17 protein-coding genes are annotated in these 15,858 nt (G+C 64.7%); 7 read left to right on the forward strand and 10 right to left on the reverse strand.

From position 1 onward, the window contains the following. The first annotated feature begins 22 nt into the window (after positions 1 to 22). Complete coding sequence (locus WBR68_RS07375) at positions 23 to 1,039, forward strand: amino acid ABC transporter substrate-binding protein (RefSeq protein WP_050448769.1); 1,017 nt, start codon at positions 23 to 25, stop codon at positions 1,037 to 1,039. 36 nt (positions 1,040 to 1,075) lie between these two features. Here the strand turns inward: WBR68_RS07375 and WBR68_RS07380 are convergent, their stop codons facing one another. From WBR68_RS07380 to dprA, 3 genes are all read right to left on the reverse strand, one after another. Continuing rightward, positions 1,076 to 1,549, reverse strand: a complete 474-nt coding sequence (locus WBR68_RS07380; RefSeq protein ID WP_230693772.1) for a hypothetical protein — start codon at positions 1,547 to 1,549, stop codon at positions 1,076 to 1,078. Continuing rightward, positions 1,546 to 2,454, reverse strand: coding sequence for a hydroxymethylglutaryl-CoA lyase (locus tag WBR68_RS07385; RefSeq protein WP_230693773.1), 909 nt, complete (start codon positions 2,452 to 2,454; stop codon positions 1,546 to 1,548). The genes WBR68_RS07380 and WBR68_RS07385 overlap by 4 nt, the downstream gene beginning before the upstream one ends. A gap of 167 nt (positions 2,455 to 2,621) precedes the next feature. Continuing rightward, entirely contained in the window at positions 2,622 to 3,734 is a 1,113-nt protein-coding gene (gene dprA, locus WBR68_RS07390) for a DNA-processing protein DprA (RefSeq protein ID WP_230693774.1), read from the reverse strand. Positions 3,735 to 3,964: 230 nt separating this feature from the next. Here dprA and def point away from each other — a divergent pair, with 230 nt between their 5' ends. After that, complete coding sequence (def, locus tag WBR68_RS07395) at positions 3,965 to 4,477, forward strand: peptide deformylase (RefSeq protein WP_127186048.1); 513 nt, start codon at positions 3,965 to 3,967, stop codon at positions 4,475 to 4,477. A 32-nt stretch (positions 4,478 to 4,509) separates the two neighbouring features. Beyond that, on the forward strand, positions 4,510 to 5,451 hold the full coding sequence (gene fmt, locus WBR68_RS07400) for a methionyl-tRNA formyltransferase (RefSeq protein ID WP_230693775.1): 942 nt from the start codon (positions 4,510 to 4,512) through the stop codon (positions 5,449 to 5,451). A gap of 4 nt (positions 5,452 to 5,455) precedes the next feature. On the opposite strand, the gene WBR68_RS07405 is transcribed toward fmt, so the two are convergent. From WBR68_RS07405 to WBR68_RS07425, 5 genes are read right to left on the reverse strand one after another with little or no spacing between them, the layout of a single operon-like run. Continuing rightward, the gene (locus tag WBR68_RS07405) at positions 5,456 to 5,977 is read right to left on the reverse strand and encodes a class IV adenylate cyclase (RefSeq protein ID WP_230693776.1); all 522 of its coding nucleotides are present in this window, start codon (positions 5,975 to 5,977) and stop codon (positions 5,456 to 5,458) included. A gap of 24 nt (positions 5,978 to 6,001) precedes the next feature. Continuing rightward, the gene (locus tag WBR68_RS07410) at positions 6,002 to 6,628 is read right to left on the reverse strand and encodes a pyridoxamine 5'-phosphate oxidase family protein (protein ID WP_230693777.1); all 627 of its coding nucleotides are present in this window, start codon (positions 6,626 to 6,628) and stop codon (positions 6,002 to 6,004) included. Positions 6,629 to 6,649: 21 nt separating this feature from the next. Beyond that, positions 6,650 to 7,276: an HAD hydrolase-like protein gene (locus WBR68_RS07415; protein ID WP_050448761.1), complete on the reverse strand. Its 627-nt coding sequence runs from the start codon at positions 7,274 to 7,276 to the stop codon at positions 6,650 to 6,652. Between the two features lie 32 nt (positions 7,277 to 7,308). Further along, a complete protein-coding gene (locus WBR68_RS07420) occupies positions 7,309 to 7,893 on the reverse strand; it encodes a hypothetical protein (protein ID WP_370641207.1) in 585 nt (194 codons plus the stop codon). 24 nt (positions 7,894 to 7,917) lie between these two features. Next, positions 7,918 to 8,505 (reverse strand): LOG family protein, encoded by a 588-nt coding sequence (locus WBR68_RS07425; protein WP_230693778.1) that lies wholly within the window; start codon positions 8,503 to 8,505, stop codon positions 7,918 to 7,920. Between the two features lie 231 nt (positions 8,506 to 8,736). Here WBR68_RS07425 and WBR68_RS07430 point away from each other — a divergent pair, with 231 nt between their 5' ends. Continuing rightward, positions 8,737 to 9,288, forward strand: coding sequence for a ferritin-like domain-containing protein (locus WBR68_RS07430; RefSeq protein ID WP_230693779.1), 552 nt, complete (start codon positions 8,737 to 8,739; stop codon positions 9,286 to 9,288). 107 nt (positions 9,289 to 9,395) lie between these two features. On the opposite strand, the gene rimO is transcribed toward WBR68_RS07430, so the two are convergent. After that, on the reverse strand, positions 9,396 to 10,712 hold the full coding sequence (gene rimO / locus WBR68_RS07435; protein WP_230693780.1) for a 30S ribosomal protein S12 methylthiotransferase RimO: 1,317 nt from the start codon (positions 10,710 to 10,712) through the stop codon (positions 9,396 to 9,398). A gap of 132 nt (positions 10,713 to 10,844) precedes the next feature. Continuing rightward, a complete protein-coding gene (locus WBR68_RS07440; protein ID WP_230693781.1) occupies positions 10,845 to 11,477 on the reverse strand; it encodes a LysE family translocator in 633 nt (210 codons plus the stop codon). A 94-nt stretch (positions 11,478 to 11,571) separates the two neighbouring features. Between WBR68_RS07440 and rsmB the strand changes: the two genes are divergently transcribed. Genes rsmB through WBR68_RS07455 form a run of 3 tightly spaced genes read left to right on the forward strand, consistent with a single transcriptional unit; the run spans position 11,572 to position 15,848 of the window. Next, complete coding sequence (rsmB, locus tag WBR68_RS07445) at positions 11,572 to 12,909, forward strand: 16S rRNA (cytosine(967)-C(5))-methyltransferase RsmB (protein WP_127186042.1); 1,338 nt, start codon at positions 11,572 to 11,574, stop codon at positions 12,907 to 12,909. 39 nt (positions 12,910 to 12,948) lie between these two features. Continuing rightward, positions 12,949 to 13,539 carry a DUF4390 domain-containing protein gene (locus WBR68_RS07450; protein ID WP_083447289.1) on the forward strand — a complete coding sequence of 197 codons (591 nt, stop codon included), beginning with the start codon at positions 12,949 to 12,951 and terminating at the stop codon, positions 13,537 to 13,539. Further along, positions 13,536 to 15,848 (forward strand): sensor histidine kinase, encoded by a 2,313-nt coding sequence (locus WBR68_RS07455; RefSeq protein WP_050445768.1) that lies wholly within the window; start codon positions 13,536 to 13,538, stop codon positions 15,846 to 15,848. The genes WBR68_RS07450 and WBR68_RS07455 overlap by 4 nt, the downstream gene beginning before the upstream one ends. Positions 15,849 to 15,858: the final 10 nt, after the last annotated feature.

Genomic DNA, 15,858 nt, shown 5'->3' on the forward strand with positions numbered 1-15,858 from the left:
CCAGTAACACAGGAACCAGGTCATGAACATTGCAAAAGGGTTGGTGGGCGCGGCGCTCTTGATGGCAGCGGCGCAAGGTGCGCAGGCGGCAACATTGGACGTGGTGCGCGAGCGCGGCGCCGTGGCCTGCGGCACCACCACGGGCTTTGCCGGCTTTTCGGCGCCCGATGCGCAAGGCAAATGGCAGGGGCTGGACGTGGACGTTTGCCGCGCCATTGCCGCGGCGGTCTTCGGCGACGCCAACAAGATCAAGGTGGTGCCCTTGAATTCGCAGCAGCGTTTCACCGCGCTGCAATCGGGCGAAGTGGATGTGCTGACGCGCAACACCACCGTGACGCAACAGCGCGATACCGCACTGGGCATCATTCACGCCGGCATCAACTTCTACGACGGCCAGGGCTTTCTGGTGCCGAAGTCGCTGGGTGTGAAAAGCGCCAAGGAAATCAGCGGCGCCACCATCTGCCTGCAAACGGGCACGTCCAACGAAAACACGCTGGCCGACTGGGCGCGCGCCAACAACGTGACGTACAAGCCGGTGGTGATCGAAACATTCAACGAGGTGGTCAACGCCTTTGCTACCGGCCGTTGCGATGTGTTCTCGACCGATGCGTCGGGGTTGGCCTCGATCCGTATTTCCAAGCTGCAAAATCCCGACGATTACCTGGTGTTGCCCGAGATCATCTCGAAAGAGCCGCTGGGCCCCTTCGTGCGACAAGGCGACGATAAATGGCTGAACATCGTGCGCTGGTCGCTATCGGCCATGATTGAAGCCGAGGAATACGGCGTAACGTCCAAGAACGTGGACGAGCAACTGAAAAGCGCCAATCCCAATATCAGGCGCATTCTGGGCGTAACGCCCGGCAGCGGCGCCAACCTGGGTCTGGATGAAAAGTGGGCCTACAACATCGTCAAGCAAGTGGGCAATTACGGCGAAAGCTTTGAGCGCAATGTGGGCGAAGGCAGCCCCTTGAAGATCAAGCGCGGCCTGAATGCGCAGTGGACGCAGGGCGGTTTGATGTACGCGCTGCCGATCCGCTGATCGTTCGATTGCCCTGACGGCAAGCAGGCGCCCCGGTCACCCCTGCCGGTACAACTGCGCGATCTTTACAAAAGCCGCGCGCAGTTCCCGGGTGCCGCCCTGAACGATCACAGGCCGTCCCCGGTGCGTGAAGATCACCAGCCGTTTTGAGAACAGCATTGGCACGAAGCGGGCGTAGCGCACGTCTTCCCACGCGACTTCGCGGCGTGTGAACCAAGACTGACGCAGCCCGCGCTCGTCGATGGTGGTGATGGACACCTGCATGTGCCAGGACACGAACAACAGCCCCACAAAGCACAGCACCACCACGACGGCCAGCAAGGTGTCAAAGGGCTGCGCGGGCGCGCGGATGGCGGTGGTGACCACCTGCACGCCCAACACGGCCAGGACGACCCAGGCCAGGATCCGCACCCAATCCGGCCACGCCTGCCCCGACAGGGGCAGGGGGCCGATTTCGCGCAGCAAGGCCGCGCGGTCTTCCAGAGACGGGGCCGGGCCGGGCTGGCTCATGCGGCCCGTTTGGCCGCGATGGCATTGCCCGCGCGGCTGGAACCCTTGCGGTTCAGGTGGGCCGACATCCATTGGCCGATATCGACCACGGCGTCGAAGTCCACGCCCGTGTCGATGTCCAGGCCGCGCAGCATGTACAGCACGTCTTCGGTGGCGACGTTGCCGGTGGCGCCCTTGGCGTAGGGGCAGCCGCCCAGGCCGGCGACCGAGGTATGGAAGATGGAAATGTCGGTTTCCAGCGCCGCCAGGATGTTGGCCAGCGCCTGGCCGTAGGTGTCGTGGAAGTGGCCGGACACGCGCGCCGGGTCAACCACGCGGGTGACTGCCGCCATCACGTCGCGCACGCGCCGCGGCGTGCCCACGCCGATGGTGTCGGCCACGTCGATTTCATCGACCTGCATCGCCAGGTAGCGCTGCGCCACGTCCACCACGGCCTCGACCGGAACCTCACCCTGGTACGGACAGCCCAGCGCGCAACTGATGCTGCCGCGCACGCGGATGCCGGCGTCGCGCGCGGCTTGCACCACGGGTTCGAAGCGGGCGATGGATTCGGCGATGGAGCAGTTGATGTTCTTTTGCGAGAACGCTTCGCTGGCGGCGCCGAAGATGACGATTTCATCCGCGCCGGCGGCCAGCGCGCCTTCAAAGCCCTTCATGTTGGGCGTCAGCACCGAATAAATCGTGCCGGGGCGGCGCTCGATGCGCGCCATGACGTCGGCGCCATCGGCCATCTGCGGCACCCACTTGGGCGACACGAACGACGCGGCTTCCACGTTGGGGAAGCCCGCGGCCGACAGGCGGTTGATCAGCTCGACCTTGATCTCGGTCGGCACGAATTCCTTTTCATTCTGCAGACCGTCGCGGGGCGACACTTCGACGATCTTCACGCGGGAGGGCAAAGCCATGTCTCTTCCTGGTTCGATTTGGGTGACGCGGCGCGCAAGGCTGCGGCGCCATCGTCAATATTAGCGCCATCGGAACGCGCGCTGCCCAAGCGGGTGATGGGTATAGCGGATGATGGGTACATGAGCCGCATGCAATGTGCGTGGCTTGAGAGCCCACGCACCGGCCCCTAGGTCAGCCGCTGATACCGCCCATCATCCAGCCGGGCGATGCGGCCCTGCAATTCCAGTTCCACCAATTGCGCTTGCAGATCGCCCACCGCCAGCCCCGAGCGAACCTGGATGGCGTCCAGGTGCAGCGGGTCGAAGCCCAGCGCGTCCAGCACGGGGTGGCTGGGCAATGCCGGCGCGGCCGGCGCCACGCGGCGCGCGCTGGGCGTGGGGCCGCCGCCAAGTTCGTCGGTGATGTCGGCGGCCGTTTCCACCAGCTTGGCGCCTTGGCGGATCAGGGCATGGCAGCCGCGCGACAAGGGCGAATGGATGGAGCCGGGAATGGCGAAGACCTCGCGTCCGCTTTCGCCGGCCAGCCGCGCGGTGATGAGCGACCCGCTTTGCTTGGCGGCTTCCACCACCAGCACGCCACGCGCCAAACCCGCCACGATGCGGTTGCGCTTGGGAAAGTGCGGCGGCAGGGCGCCCGTGCCCAAGGGGAATTCGGACACCAGCGCGCCCTGCGCGGCGATGCGGTGCGCCAGCTCGCGGTGGCGCGCGGGGTAGATGCGGTCGATGCCGGTGCCCATGACGGCAACCGTGCCCGCGCCATCGGCGCCCGCTTCCAGCGCGCCTTCGTGCGCCGCGGCGTCGATGCCCAGCGCCAGGCCGCTGACCACGCGCCAGCCGTGCGCGGCCAGATGGCGGGCAAACGCGCGCGCGTTCTCTTGGCCGCCGGGCGTGGCGTTGCGCGCGCCTACGACCGCCAGCGACGGCCCTTGCAGGTAATCGGGATTTCCCACCACGTACAGCAGGATGGGCGGGTCGGCGATGGTCAAGAGATTCTGCGGATAGGCCGGGTCGGCCAGCGTCACGATGTAGCGGTCAGGCCCTTGCACCCATTGCAGCCCCCCTTCCACCAGGGCAGCCATGTCGGCCGGCATGGGCGCGGCCAGTTGGCGTGCCAGCGCGTCGGGCAAATGGCGGGCCAGGGCGGTGGCGCGCTGCGCGTAGATTTGTTCGGGCAGGCCCAGCGCGCTAAGCAGCGTACAGGCGGTGGCGGAACCCACGTTGGGCTCCAGGGACAGCCGCAACCAGGCGGACAGTTCGTCAACAGTATGCGTAAGCGGCATGAGGCGGGCGGATAGCAGGCAAGCAGAGGTGGGCAAGTGTCGCATGCAAGGCGCGATACATGCCGCGGCGGCAGGGATGAAAGCGGCCCTGCAAGCCGGAAGGATGGCGCCAGCTACAAGCGGGGACACAGCAATCCCGCAATGCCGGACTTAGCCGAAAACTATTAGAAATCAAGACTCTAATGAATTAAACTCTTGCCCAAGCATCAATTACTGGCGACCCCTTTTCAATGGCTTTACTTCCTATCCTTCGCTACCCGGACCCGCGCTTGCACAAAAAGGCCAAGCCGGTAGCCGAAGTCGACGACCGCATTCGTCAACTGGTGCGCGACATGGCCGAAACCATGTACGACGCGCCGGGTGTCGGCCTGGCCGCAACCCAGGTCGACGTGCACGAACGCGTGGTTGTGATCGACGTGTCCGAGGACAGCAACGAACTGCTCACGCTGATCAATCCCGAGATCACCTGGCGCAGCGACGACCACAAGGTCTACGAAGAAGGCTGCCTGTCCGTGCCGGGCATCTACGACGAGGTCGAACGCGCCTCGCGCATCCGTTGCAAGGCGCTGGACATCGACGGCAAACCCTTCGAGTTCGAGGCCGACGGCCTGCTGGCCGTGTGCGTGCAGCACGAGCTGGACCACCTGGAAGGCAAGGTCTTCGTTGAATACCTGTCCAACCTCAAGCAGAACCGCATCAAGACCAAGCTGAAGAAGGCCGAGCGCGAAGCGCTGCGCGACTGATTCCCGTTTTCCACTCTTTGGTCTGAACCCCCATGCGCCTAGTTTTTGCCGGCACGCCGGAATTCGCTCGTATCGCTTTCGACGCCTTGCGGGCCGCGGGTCACGAGATTGCCCTGGTGATGACCCAACCCGATCGCCCCGCCGGACGCGGCTTGAAGCTGACGCCCAGCCCGGTCAAGCAGGCCGCGCTGGACGCCGGCATTCCCGTTGCCCAGCCGCGCAGCCTGCGCCTGGATGGCCGTTATCCCGAGGAAGCCGCCGAGGCCCGCGCGCTGCTGGAACAGGTGGCGCCCGACGTGATGGTGGTGGCCGCCTATGGCCTGATTCTGCCGCAATGGGTGCTGGACCTGCCGCGTTTGGGCTGCCTGAACATTCACGCCAGCCTGCTGCCGCGCTGGCGTGGCGCGGCGCCGATCCAGCGCGCCATTGAAGCGGGCGATACGCAAACGGGCGTGACCATCATGCAGATGGATCAGGGCCTGGATACGGGCGGCATGCTGCTTGAACGCGTGGTGCCCATTTCCGCCGATACCAATGCCGCGCAATTGCATGACGCGCTGGCGCTGGCGGGCGGCGAAGCCATTGTGGATGCGCTGAACGCCTTGGCTCAAGGCGGCCTGACCCCGCGCAAGCAACCCGAAGCCGGCGTGACCTACGCCGCCAAGCTGGACAAGGCCGAAGCCGCGCTGGACTGCAGCCAGCCCGCCGAATTGCTGGCGCGCCGCGTGCGCGCCTTCAACCCCGTACCCGGCGCCAGTATCCGCCTGGCTGGCTTGGCCGACCCCGTCAAGGTATGGCGCGCGCAGGCGCTGGACATGGCCGTGACGGCCGAGCCCGGCAGCGTGTTGCGCGCCGACGCGAACGGTATCGACATCGCCACCGGTGCGGGCGTGCTGCGTTTGCTGGAATTGCAAAAGGCGGGCGGCAAGCGCCAGCCGGTGGATGTGTTCATGCGCGGCTGGCAGCCGGCCTGAAGGCTCAGGGCCGGCGGCTGCCGGCCAGCAAGTCCAGGTAGGCGCCCGCCACCAACTGCGTGGGCGCTACTCCCAGCCCCGCCATCAAGGTGCGGGCTTCTTGCATGCCGGCGTCGATGCTTTCGTCATCGCGCAGCACCACTTCCAGTTCCAGGAATTCGCCCAGGCCCTCGACCCGGTCCAGATGGATGCGGGTGCGTCCGGCCATGAACACGACCCGGTGCTTTTTCACGCGGCCGATGGCGCCGTAGGCCAGCGTCAGGGTCTCGCGCAAGGTGTCGGGCGATTCCGTGGGCGAGATCCAGTAGAAGCTTTCTTTGGGGCCGGTGTCGTCGGCGCGGCGATAGAAGATCAGTTCGCCCGTGCCGTCGGCGAATGCGCGCAGTTTCAGGCGGCCGTGGGTGCAGGTGAAGAAGGTGTCGTCTTGTTCCAGGGCCACCGGCTCTTGCCCTGATAGCGCGGCGGCCAGCGGTTCCAGCGCGGCCAGGCTATCGACTCGGGCCTTGATTTCAACGTTGCGTGCCATGCGAGCGGACCCCCTGGGCCGATGTCAGTACAAGGTGCCTGCCACCCGCGCGGGCAGGTCGCGGTCGTAGGTCTCGCCGTCGAAGGTGCCGGCGCTAAGGTCAGACAGGATGCGGCCGGTGCTGGGCAGTGCGCTGCGCGGCACTTGCGTGGCCGGATCCCACAGGCGCGAGCGCAGCAGGGCGCGCGAGCATTGGAAGTACACGCTCTGCACATCGATGATCAGCACCGAGCGCGGCAGTTTGCCGTCCATGGCAAAGCGTTCCAGCAGGGCCGGGTCGACGCTGATGCGCGCCGTGCCGTTGACCCGCAGCGTTTCGCCCACGCCCGGCACCAGGAACAGCAGCGCCACGCGCGGGTCGGCCAACACGTTCAGCAGGCTGTCCATGCGGTTGTTGCCACGGCGGTCGGGCAGCAACAGCGTCTTTTCGTCTTCAACCACCACAAAGCCGGCGGGGTCGCCGCGCGGCGATGCATCCAGGCCATCCGGCCCACAAGTGGCCAGCATCGCGAACGGCGCCGCCTCGATGAAGGCGCGGTAGTGCGGGTGCACATGATCCACTTCCTTCTTCAACGAGGCCTCGCCAGGCGCGCCGTACAGCGCCTGCAGCGCGGCGGGTTCGGTGACGAGATGAGCGGGGTCGGTGTGCATGGCGGATTCCGGCGGGCAGGGTCAGGCCAGGATGGCGGGCAGGTCGGCTACAGTCAAAAACAGTTCGTCGGGCTTGCGCTCGCGCAGGGCATCCATGTGGTTATAGCCCCAGGCGACCGACCCCACGCGCACGCCGGCCTTGCGGGCGGCGTCGATGTCGCGCATTTCGTCGCCCACCAGCAGAAAGCGTTCGGGGGTCACGTCATGGCGCCGCATCAGGCGGTCGATCTTGGCGGCCTTGCCGAACAGATCGGTGCCGCATTCATAGTCGTCAAACAGCGCGGCGGTGTCGGCGCCCAGCACACGCTGCACGTTTTCAATCGAGTTCGAACTCACCACCGCCAGGCGCATGCCGCTTGCCTTCAACTGCGCGAGCATGGCGGGAATGCCCTCGAACAGGTGCACGCTGGGGTCGATGTCCTGCATCAGCGTGCGCACATGCGTCATGATGGCCGGCAGCTTCCACAGCGGAATGCCCAGGTACTTCAGGATTTCCGAGGCTTCGCGATGGCGCAGGTTTTCGCGTTCGGACAGGTCGATCTTGCGAAAGCCGTATTTGTCGGCCACCGTGTTCAGTATGGAATTGAACCAAGGCATGGTGTCCGCCAAGGTTCCGTCGAAGTCGAATGCAGCGATGTCGTATTTCAAGTAATCAATCCGTTTGCCGGCTTGCGGCGGCGCTACAAGCCGTTGGGGTGAAGCAAATAGTGCACCACCGGCGCCAGCGCTTCAAGCGGCGGCGCGCTGGCCACGACACGGGCGGCGTTGGTCCAGGGGTAGTCCAGGCCCAGCAGCCAGCCGAACACGGCGGGCATGTCGGCAGCCGGCAGCGTGACCATGGTTTCGATGGTGATGATGAGGTCGGTGGCGCGATAGGGTTCCGGCTGGAACTTCCAGTCGTACCGGCCGCAGCCCACGCGCACGTTGCCGGTGGCTTTTTCGGTCATGCCCACGATCCAGTCGCACTGGTAGTCAGGCAGGCGGGTGTCGGGCGCCGGGCGCGACAGGTAGAACGTGTAGACGTTTTCGTAGGTCTGGCCGAACTTGCGCACCAGCGTGTCGGCAATGGCCGCCAAACCGTGGGATTCCGGTGGAAAGGCAATGGCCTGCGTGCGAAGCGCCATTTTCAGCACGGCGTCGGGGGCGAAGGCACGCGCCATGTGGTGGGGGCGGTTTTCGTCCTTGGCGTGAAAATAAGCGCGCAACACGGACTCGGTGCTGGAAGGGGACAACGAATCGGAGGACATTGCAAGGGCTTCCGTCATGGTCTCAACAGTAAGAGTGGGGCATCAGGCGGTGATGGGATCGAACCACTTCGAGACGTTGGGCGGCTCGTAGATGGCGTAGCGGTCCAGCAGCAGCGCGGGGTCTTCTTCCACCACCAGCATGTCGCTATGCTGCGGGCGGATAAAGGCTTCTTCGACGGCGTGGTCCACGAACTGCACCAGCGCATCGTAGTATCCCGCGATATTCAACAGACCGCAGGGCTTCTGGTGCATGTTCAATTGCGCCCAGGTCCAGACTTCAAAAAATTCTTCAAGCGTGCCGGCGCCGCCAGGCAGCGCGATGAAGCCGTCGGACTTCTCGATCATCATCGCCTTGCGTTCGTGCATGTTCTGCACCAGGTGCAGTTCGGTCAGGCCGCGGTGCGCCTGTTCCTTTTTCTGCAGCAGTTCAGGGATCACGCCGATCACGCGGCCACCGGCCGCAAGCACTTCGTTGGCCACCACGCCCATGATGCCGACGACCGATCCGCCGTACACCAGCCCCAGGTCACGCTTGACCAATTCGCGGGCCAGCACGCGGGCCTGTTCGATGTAGTCCGGGCGGGTGCCGGGATTCGAGCCGCAATACACGCAGATGTTCTTCAGGTTCATGACAGGTACGAGATGGCCGGGCCCGTTACAGATTGCGTCACGGGCGTTCCGGGAAGCCGATAGTTTACGAGAAGGCCGGCGGGCGTGTTTCAGGCCCGGCCAGCCGTGCAAATTAGTGGCAGGAGCAATGTTTCGACACAGCAAGTTCCGCTGTGATCGGTAGACTGGGTCGTTCGGTACGACTGGAAATCCAGCGTCGTAGGGCTTTCACTAACTAGAGGAGCGAACGATATGGAACAAGCAACCCGAACCCCCCAGAAGGCCAGCCGCCCATTTGACATGGACGTGAAGGCGATCCGCGCCAAGGCACGCCAAGACATCGAGTCCGGCGCCGTCACGGACACCTACCGTGCCGACCGCGAAACCGTGCTGAAGCTGCTTAACGAAGCATTGGCCACGGAAATCGTCTGTGTGCTGCGCTACAAGCGCCACTACTTCATGGCCCGTGGCTTGAACGCCGAACCGGTGGCCGCGGAATTTGCCGAACACGCCACGCAAGAGCAGGATCATGCCGACCGTCTGGCCGAACGCATCGTGCAGTTGGGCGGCGAACCGAACCTGTCGCCCAAGGGCCTCTTGGAGCGCAGCCATTCGGAATACGTCGAAGGCAAAAGCCTGCAGGAGATGATCAAGGAAAACCTGATCGCCGAACGTATCGCCATCGACAGCTATCGCCAGATGATCGAATACATCGGTGAACAGGATTCCACCACGCGCCGCTTGCTGGAAGAGATCCTGGCGGTGGAAGAGGAACACGCCGACGATCTGGCGGATTTCCTGTAAAGAAGCAGCCGCGCGTCGCGCGCGGCCAAGGCGCTCGGCTGACGGGCGCGGTCAAACCAAGAGGGGCGCACCGCCAAGGCTGGCGGCGCGCCCTTGCTTTATCAGATTCAGATCGCCTCGCCCCAAAGGTCGTATTCGTCTGACTCGGTGACGCGCACGCGCACCATGTCGCCCGCCTTCAGCGTTTTTTCCGAACTGACGTACACACAGCCGTCAATCTCAGGCGCATCGGCGCTGCTGCGGCCAATGGCGCCGTCTTCGTCCACTTCGTCGATCAGCACGTCGATCTCGCGGCCCACCTTGCGGGCCAGGCGCGCGGTCGAAATGCCCTGCTGCAATTCCATGAAGCGTTCCCAACGGTCTTGCTTGACCTCGTCGGGCACGGGATTGTCCAGCAGGTTCGCGGGCGCGCCTTCCACCGGCGAATACTGGAAACAGCCCACGCGATCCAACTGCGCTTCCTGCATCCAGTCCAACAGGTACTGGAAGTCTTCCTCGGTCTCGCCGGGAAAGCCCACGATGAAGGTGGAACGGATGGTCAGGTCGGGGCAGATCTCGCGCCAGCGCTTGATGCGCGCCAGCGTCTTGTCTTCGAACGCCGGGCGCTTCATGGCTTTCAGGATGCGCGGGCTGGCGTGCTGGAACGGAATGTCCAGGTAGGGCAGGATCTTGCCCTCGGCCATCAGCGGAATCACTTCGTCCACGTGCGGGTACGGGTACACATAGTGCAGGCGCGTCCAGACGCCCATTTCGGACAAGGCCAGACAGAGCTCCGTCATGCGCGTCTTGACCGGGCGACCGTTCCAGAAGCCGCTGCGGTACTTCACGTCGACCCCATACGCACTGGTGTCCTGCGAGATCACCAGCATTTCTTTCACGCCGGCCTTGACCAGGCGTTCGGCCTCGCTCAGCACATCACCCACCGGACGGCTGACCAGATCACCGCGCATCGACGGGATGATGCAGAAGCTGCAACGGTGATTACAGCCTTCCGAGATCTTCAGGTACGCGTAGTGGCGCGGCGTCAGCTTGATGCCTTGCGGCGGCACCAGATCCAGATAGGGGTTGTGGTCCTGCTTGGGCGGCGCGGCGTCATGCACGGCGCGCACCACCTCTTCATATTGCTGGGGGCCAGTCACCGCGAGCACGCTGGGGTGCACCTTGCGGATCACCGATTCCTCAACGCCCATACAGCCGGTGACGATGACCTTGCCGTTCTCGGCCAGCGCTTCGCCAATGGCTTCAAGCGATTCGGCCTTGGCGCTGTCGATGAATCCACAGGTGTTGACGACGACGACGTCCGCATCGTTGTACTCGGGCGTGACTTCGTACCCTTCGGTGCGCAGTTGGGTCAGGATGCGTTCGGAGTCGACCAGGGCTTTAGGACAGCCCAGGCTGACGAAGCCGACTTTGGGGGAAGACATGGAATACCTCGGTGGGCGCGAGCCGGCGCCAATGATCAAAATCTGCGCAATTTTAGCGCGGCAGAGCGGGGGCAGTTATTTTAGGGGCAAACGGGCTGTGCTGGCCGTTCCGTTCCCATTTCTCGGGGCTTGCTACCCCGCCCCGCGCCGATACAACGCCAGCGTCCCCGCCAGCCCGATCATCAGTCCCCCACAAACCCGGTTCATCCACCGCAACCCTGCGCCCCTGAACAGCCGCACCAACCGCGCGCCCAGCGCCGCATAAACCAGCATGGTCAGCACGTTAATCGTCGCCAGCACCCCCGCCACGATGGCGTATTGCATCAACAGCGGCGCCTGCGGATCAATGAACTGCGGCAAGAACGCCGACATGAATAACAGCGCCTTGGGATTCGTCAGCGCCACCAGAAAACTGCGCACGCCCAGCGACAGGCCAACCGGGCGGCCATCAACCGCCGTGGCGGTCGGCAAGATCAGCGCTGAGTTCGACCGCAGCATCTTCCAACCCAGATACGCCAAATACGCCGCGCCGACCCATTTAATGATCTGAAAGGCAACCTCAGACGCGGCCAGCACCACGCCCAGGCCGGACGCCACCGAGCCAACCAGAATCAAATCCGCCAGCACCGCGCCCGCCATGCCCCAACCGGCGGCGCGCACGCCGTGGCGCGAGCCATTGCTCATGGCAAGCAGGGTGGTTGGGCCGGGCGTCACGATGGCGACGGCCGAGGCCAGGATGAACAGCAGCAGCGTGGCGGTGGACATAAAGCGCTCTCCTAGGCAGCGGCCAGTTTGACGCCGCCTGCGCCAATCGTCCAGGTCCGGCTACCATATCGGTCTTATCCTCAGAATTTCCACCATGTCCACGCGTTCCGACTCCCCCCATCTTGCTCCCCCGCTTTCCTCCGTTCTTCTTTCCAGCGCGGGGGTGGTCGAGGGCGTGCTGGACGGCCGTTCCCTGACGGACGCGTTGACCGACGTCAGCGCCGCCTTGCGCCCGGCCACCCAGGCGGTGTCGTTTCATGCGATGCGCTATCTGGGCTGGGCGGATGCCGTGGGCCGGGAATTGGTGCAGCGCTACCCCAGCGTGTTGTTCGAATCGCTGCTGCTGGTGTCCTTGACCCTGCTGAAAGAAGAGGGCGAGGCCGCTGCGCAGTTGCCGGGCATGCCGGTCTACGCGGCCCATACGGTGGTGGACCAGGCCGTGACAGCCGCCTCCAACACCCGCAGCCTGGCGTCGTTCAAAGGCATGCTCAATGCTTGCCTGCGCCGTTTTTTGCGCGAACGCGCGGCGTTGGAAGCCGCGGTGGCCGACAGCCCCGAGGCGCAATGGAACCACCCCGGCTGGTGGGTCAAGCAGTTGGGTATTGCCTACCCGCAGGACTGGCAGCGGATCCTGGAGTCGGCCAATGTACCGGCGCCCCTGACCTTGCGCGTAAACCGCCGCCGCGCCAGCCGCGAACAGGTGCTGGCCGCCTTCGAGGCCGCCGGCCTCGCGGCGCAACCTGTTGGCCAAGCCGGCGTGGTGCTCGGCAGCCCCAAGCCCGTGACGCAGTTACCCGGCTTTGCCGAGGGCTGGTGGTCGGTGCAGGATGCGGGCGCGCAGTTGGCGGCCGAACTGCTGGCGCCGGCTGACGGCATGCGGGTGCTGGACGCCTGCGCGGCGCCCGGCGGCAAGACCGCGCACCTGCTGGAACTGGCCGATATCGACCTGGTGGCGCTGGACGCCGACGGCGAACGGCTGGAACGGGTGGAGCAAAACCTGGACCGCCTGGGCCTGGCCAGCAAGCGCGTGCACCTGGAAGCGGCCGACGCGGCTGACCTGGACGCCTGGTGGGACGGCAAGCCTTTTGATGCGGTGCTGGCGGATGTGCCCTGCACGGCCTCGGGCATCGTGCGTCGCCACCCGGACATCCGCTGGCTGCGCCGGGAAAACGATGTGCGCCGCACGGCCACGTTGCAGGCCCGGATTCTGGACTCCCTGTGGAAAACCGTCGCGCCCGGGGGGCGTCTGCTGTATGTGACGTGCTCGGTCTTCCCGATTGAAGGGGCGCGCCAGGCGCTCGAATTCCTGCAGCGTCATCCCGAGGCCCAACGGCTGGATGCGCCCGGGCAGTTGCTGCCAGTTGCGCTCAATGCAACACCCGTCGAGCAACATGACGGCTTTTTCTATGCCTTGTTTGCCAAGCAGTCCTGAATCACCAAGAATAGGGGCATAACGGTGTTGCGGTGTCGTATGTCCATTATTTCGCGTTTATTTCTTGGCTTGTTGCTGGTATCTACCTTGCTTTCCACGGTGCCGGGCGGCCAGGTGCATGCCGCCGAGCCGCAGGTGACGCGGGTTGAGCCGGCGGTGCGCAATGGCAAGCTTGAATTCGATGCGGATATCGAATTTGAACTGAATCAGCAATTGCGGGATGCGGCCCAGCGCGGCATCCCGCTTTATTTCACGGCCGACCTGACCGTGACGCGCGAACGCTGGTGGTGGTTCGACGAGTCGCTGGTGGACACCTCACGCACGTGGCGCGTCATCTATAACGCGCTGACGCGGCAATGGCGCGCGGGCGTGGGCGAACTGTCCTTTCCCGTGGCGTCGCTGGACGACGCGATGAGCGTCATCCAGCATATACGCAATTGGTCGGTGGCGGATGCCACCGATTTTGATGCCGGCGTGCTCTATGGTGGACAGATTCGGCTGCGTCTGGACACCTCGCTGCTGCCCCGTCCGTTTCAGGTCAACGCCTTGAACAGCAGCTCATGGGCGCAAAGCACGCCCTGGATGGACTTCTCGTTCATGCTGAGCGACAAGGAGAAGGATCCCTCATGAGGCTGTTGCTCCGGCTGGCCCTGATGGTGGGTGCCGTAAGCGGCCTGGCGTTGCTGGGCTTGCTGGCATGGTCCACGGGCAACGCCTCGCGCTTTGCGCGCTATTACGACACGCTGCTGGTGTTGAACGGCATCTTCGCCCTGGCGCTGTTTGTCTGGGTGGTGGCGCTGACGGTGCGGCTGGCGCGCCAGATCCGGCGGCGGCAGTTTGGCGCGCGGCTGACCGCGCGCTTTTCCCTGGCGTTCGCGCTGATCGGCGTGGTGCCGGGCGCCCTGATCTACACCGTGTCCGTGCAATTCATGTCGCGGTCGATCGAATCGTGGTTCAACGTTAGGGTGGATACGGCGCTGGAAGCCGGGCTGAACCTGGGCCGCGCGGCGCTGGATTCGCTGCTGGCCGATCTGGATGCGCGCGCCCGCTCCATGGCCGTGGAATTGAACCGCAATACGGACAGCGGCGTGACGCTGGCGCTGACCCGGCTGCGCGAAGCCAATGGCGTACAAGAGGCCATGGTGTTCACGGGCAGCGGCCGCATGGTGGCGTTTTCCACCAGCCAGTACGGCCAGTTGTTGCCCGCCATGCCCCCGTCCACCGTCATGAACCAGCTTCGGCTGGCGCGCGGCTATTCCGCCGCCGAAGCGGACGACCCCGTCACGGCGGGCGCCGAAGGCGGGCTGCATTTGCGCGTGGTGATTCCGCTGACCGGGCCCGAGCGCTACGACAACCTGCTGGGGTCGTCCGAACCGCGCTGGCTGCAACTGCTGCAGCCGGTGCCGGAGCAGATCGCGCACAACGCCAATCTGGTGCAGCAGGGGTTTCGGGATTACCAAGAACTGGCGCTGTCGCGCCTGGGGTTGCGCAAGCTTTATGGCATCACGCTGACCTTGGCGCTGCTCCTGGCCGCGTTCGGCGCCATCGCGGTGGCGCTGTCGCTGTCCAAGCGCCTGGTGCGCCCCTTGCTCAGCCTGGCCGGTGGCACGCAGGCGGTGGGCGTGGGTGATTACCGGCCGCTGCCCGAGCCCCCGGAGCGTGACGAAGTCGGCCAATTGACGCGCTCGTTCAATGCCATGACACGCCAACTGGATGAAGCGCGCCGCATGGTCGAAAGCAATCGCCAGCAGTTGGAGCGATCCAACGTCTATCTTGAGAGCGTGCTGTCGAACCTGTCGTCCGGGGTGCTGGTGTTTGACGAGTCGTTCCGCGTGACCACCGTCAACCAGGGCGCCCAGACCATTCTGGGGGTGGACCTGCGTTCGGTAATCGGCCGGCCACTGGAAACGGTGGACGGCATGCTCGAATTTGCGAACATTGTTCGACAGGCGTTTTCCACGCACGCGGCGGTCGGGTCGGAACGGCAGCATTGGCAACAGCAGTTTGAAATCAGCCCGGCACAAGGCGATGCCACTACGGCACCGCAGCCGCTGACCCTGCTGGCGCGCGGCACCCATCTGCGCGTGGATGGGCGCGGCAACGGCTATCTGGTGGTGTTCGATGACATTACCGAAGTGATCTCCGCCAACCGCACCGTGGCCTGGGGCGAAGTGGCGCGTCGACTGGCGCACGAGATCAAGAATCCGCTTACCCCTATCCAGTTGTCGGCCGAACGGCTGGCCATGAAGCTGGAAGGCAAGCTGCAACCGGCGGAAGCGCAGATTGTTCAGCGCTCCACCAATACCATCGTCAACCAGGTGGCATCGCTGAAGCAGATGGTGGACGATTTCCGTGAATACGCTCGCACGCCGCCGGCCGTGATGCAGCGCATTGACTTCAACGCGCTGGTGGCCGACGTGCTGTCGCTGTATGGCTGGGAGCCCGATGGCGGGGCGTCTCGCATCACCGGCAAAGCCTTGAACCTGGACGTGACGCTGGCGCCGGGCCTGCCCGACATCGAAGGCGACCCGACCCAACTGCGCCAGGTCATCCACAACCTGCTGTCCAACGCGCGCGACGCGATTGCCGAACTGGGCGGCCAGGGGCGGGTCAGCGTGACGACGCAGTTGATGCGCAGTGAACAACCCGACCGCGCCGACCAGCAAGCCTTGAGATTTACTGTGGCAGACACCGGGCCGGGCTTTCCGGCCCAGGTGATGCAGCGCGCGTTCGAGCCCTACGTAACCACAAAGTCCCACGGGACTGGGTTAGGATTGGCAATCGTACGCAAGATTGTGGAAGAGCACGGCGGACGTATCGACCTTGCGAACCGCAAGGAAGGGGGCGCGCGGATTTCCATCTTGCTGACCCGGTTGGCGACCGGGGCAGATACTATGGACGCGACCGCGCAAGAAAAGGATAATGCGGCTACGCAATAGGTGGATGCTT

The organism is Achromobacter sp. JD-1 (assembly GCF_038594925.1).
GTDB classification, from domain to species: domain Bacteria; phylum Pseudomonadota; class Gammaproteobacteria; order Burkholderiales; family Burkholderiaceae_B; genus Achromobacter; species Achromobacter spanius_C.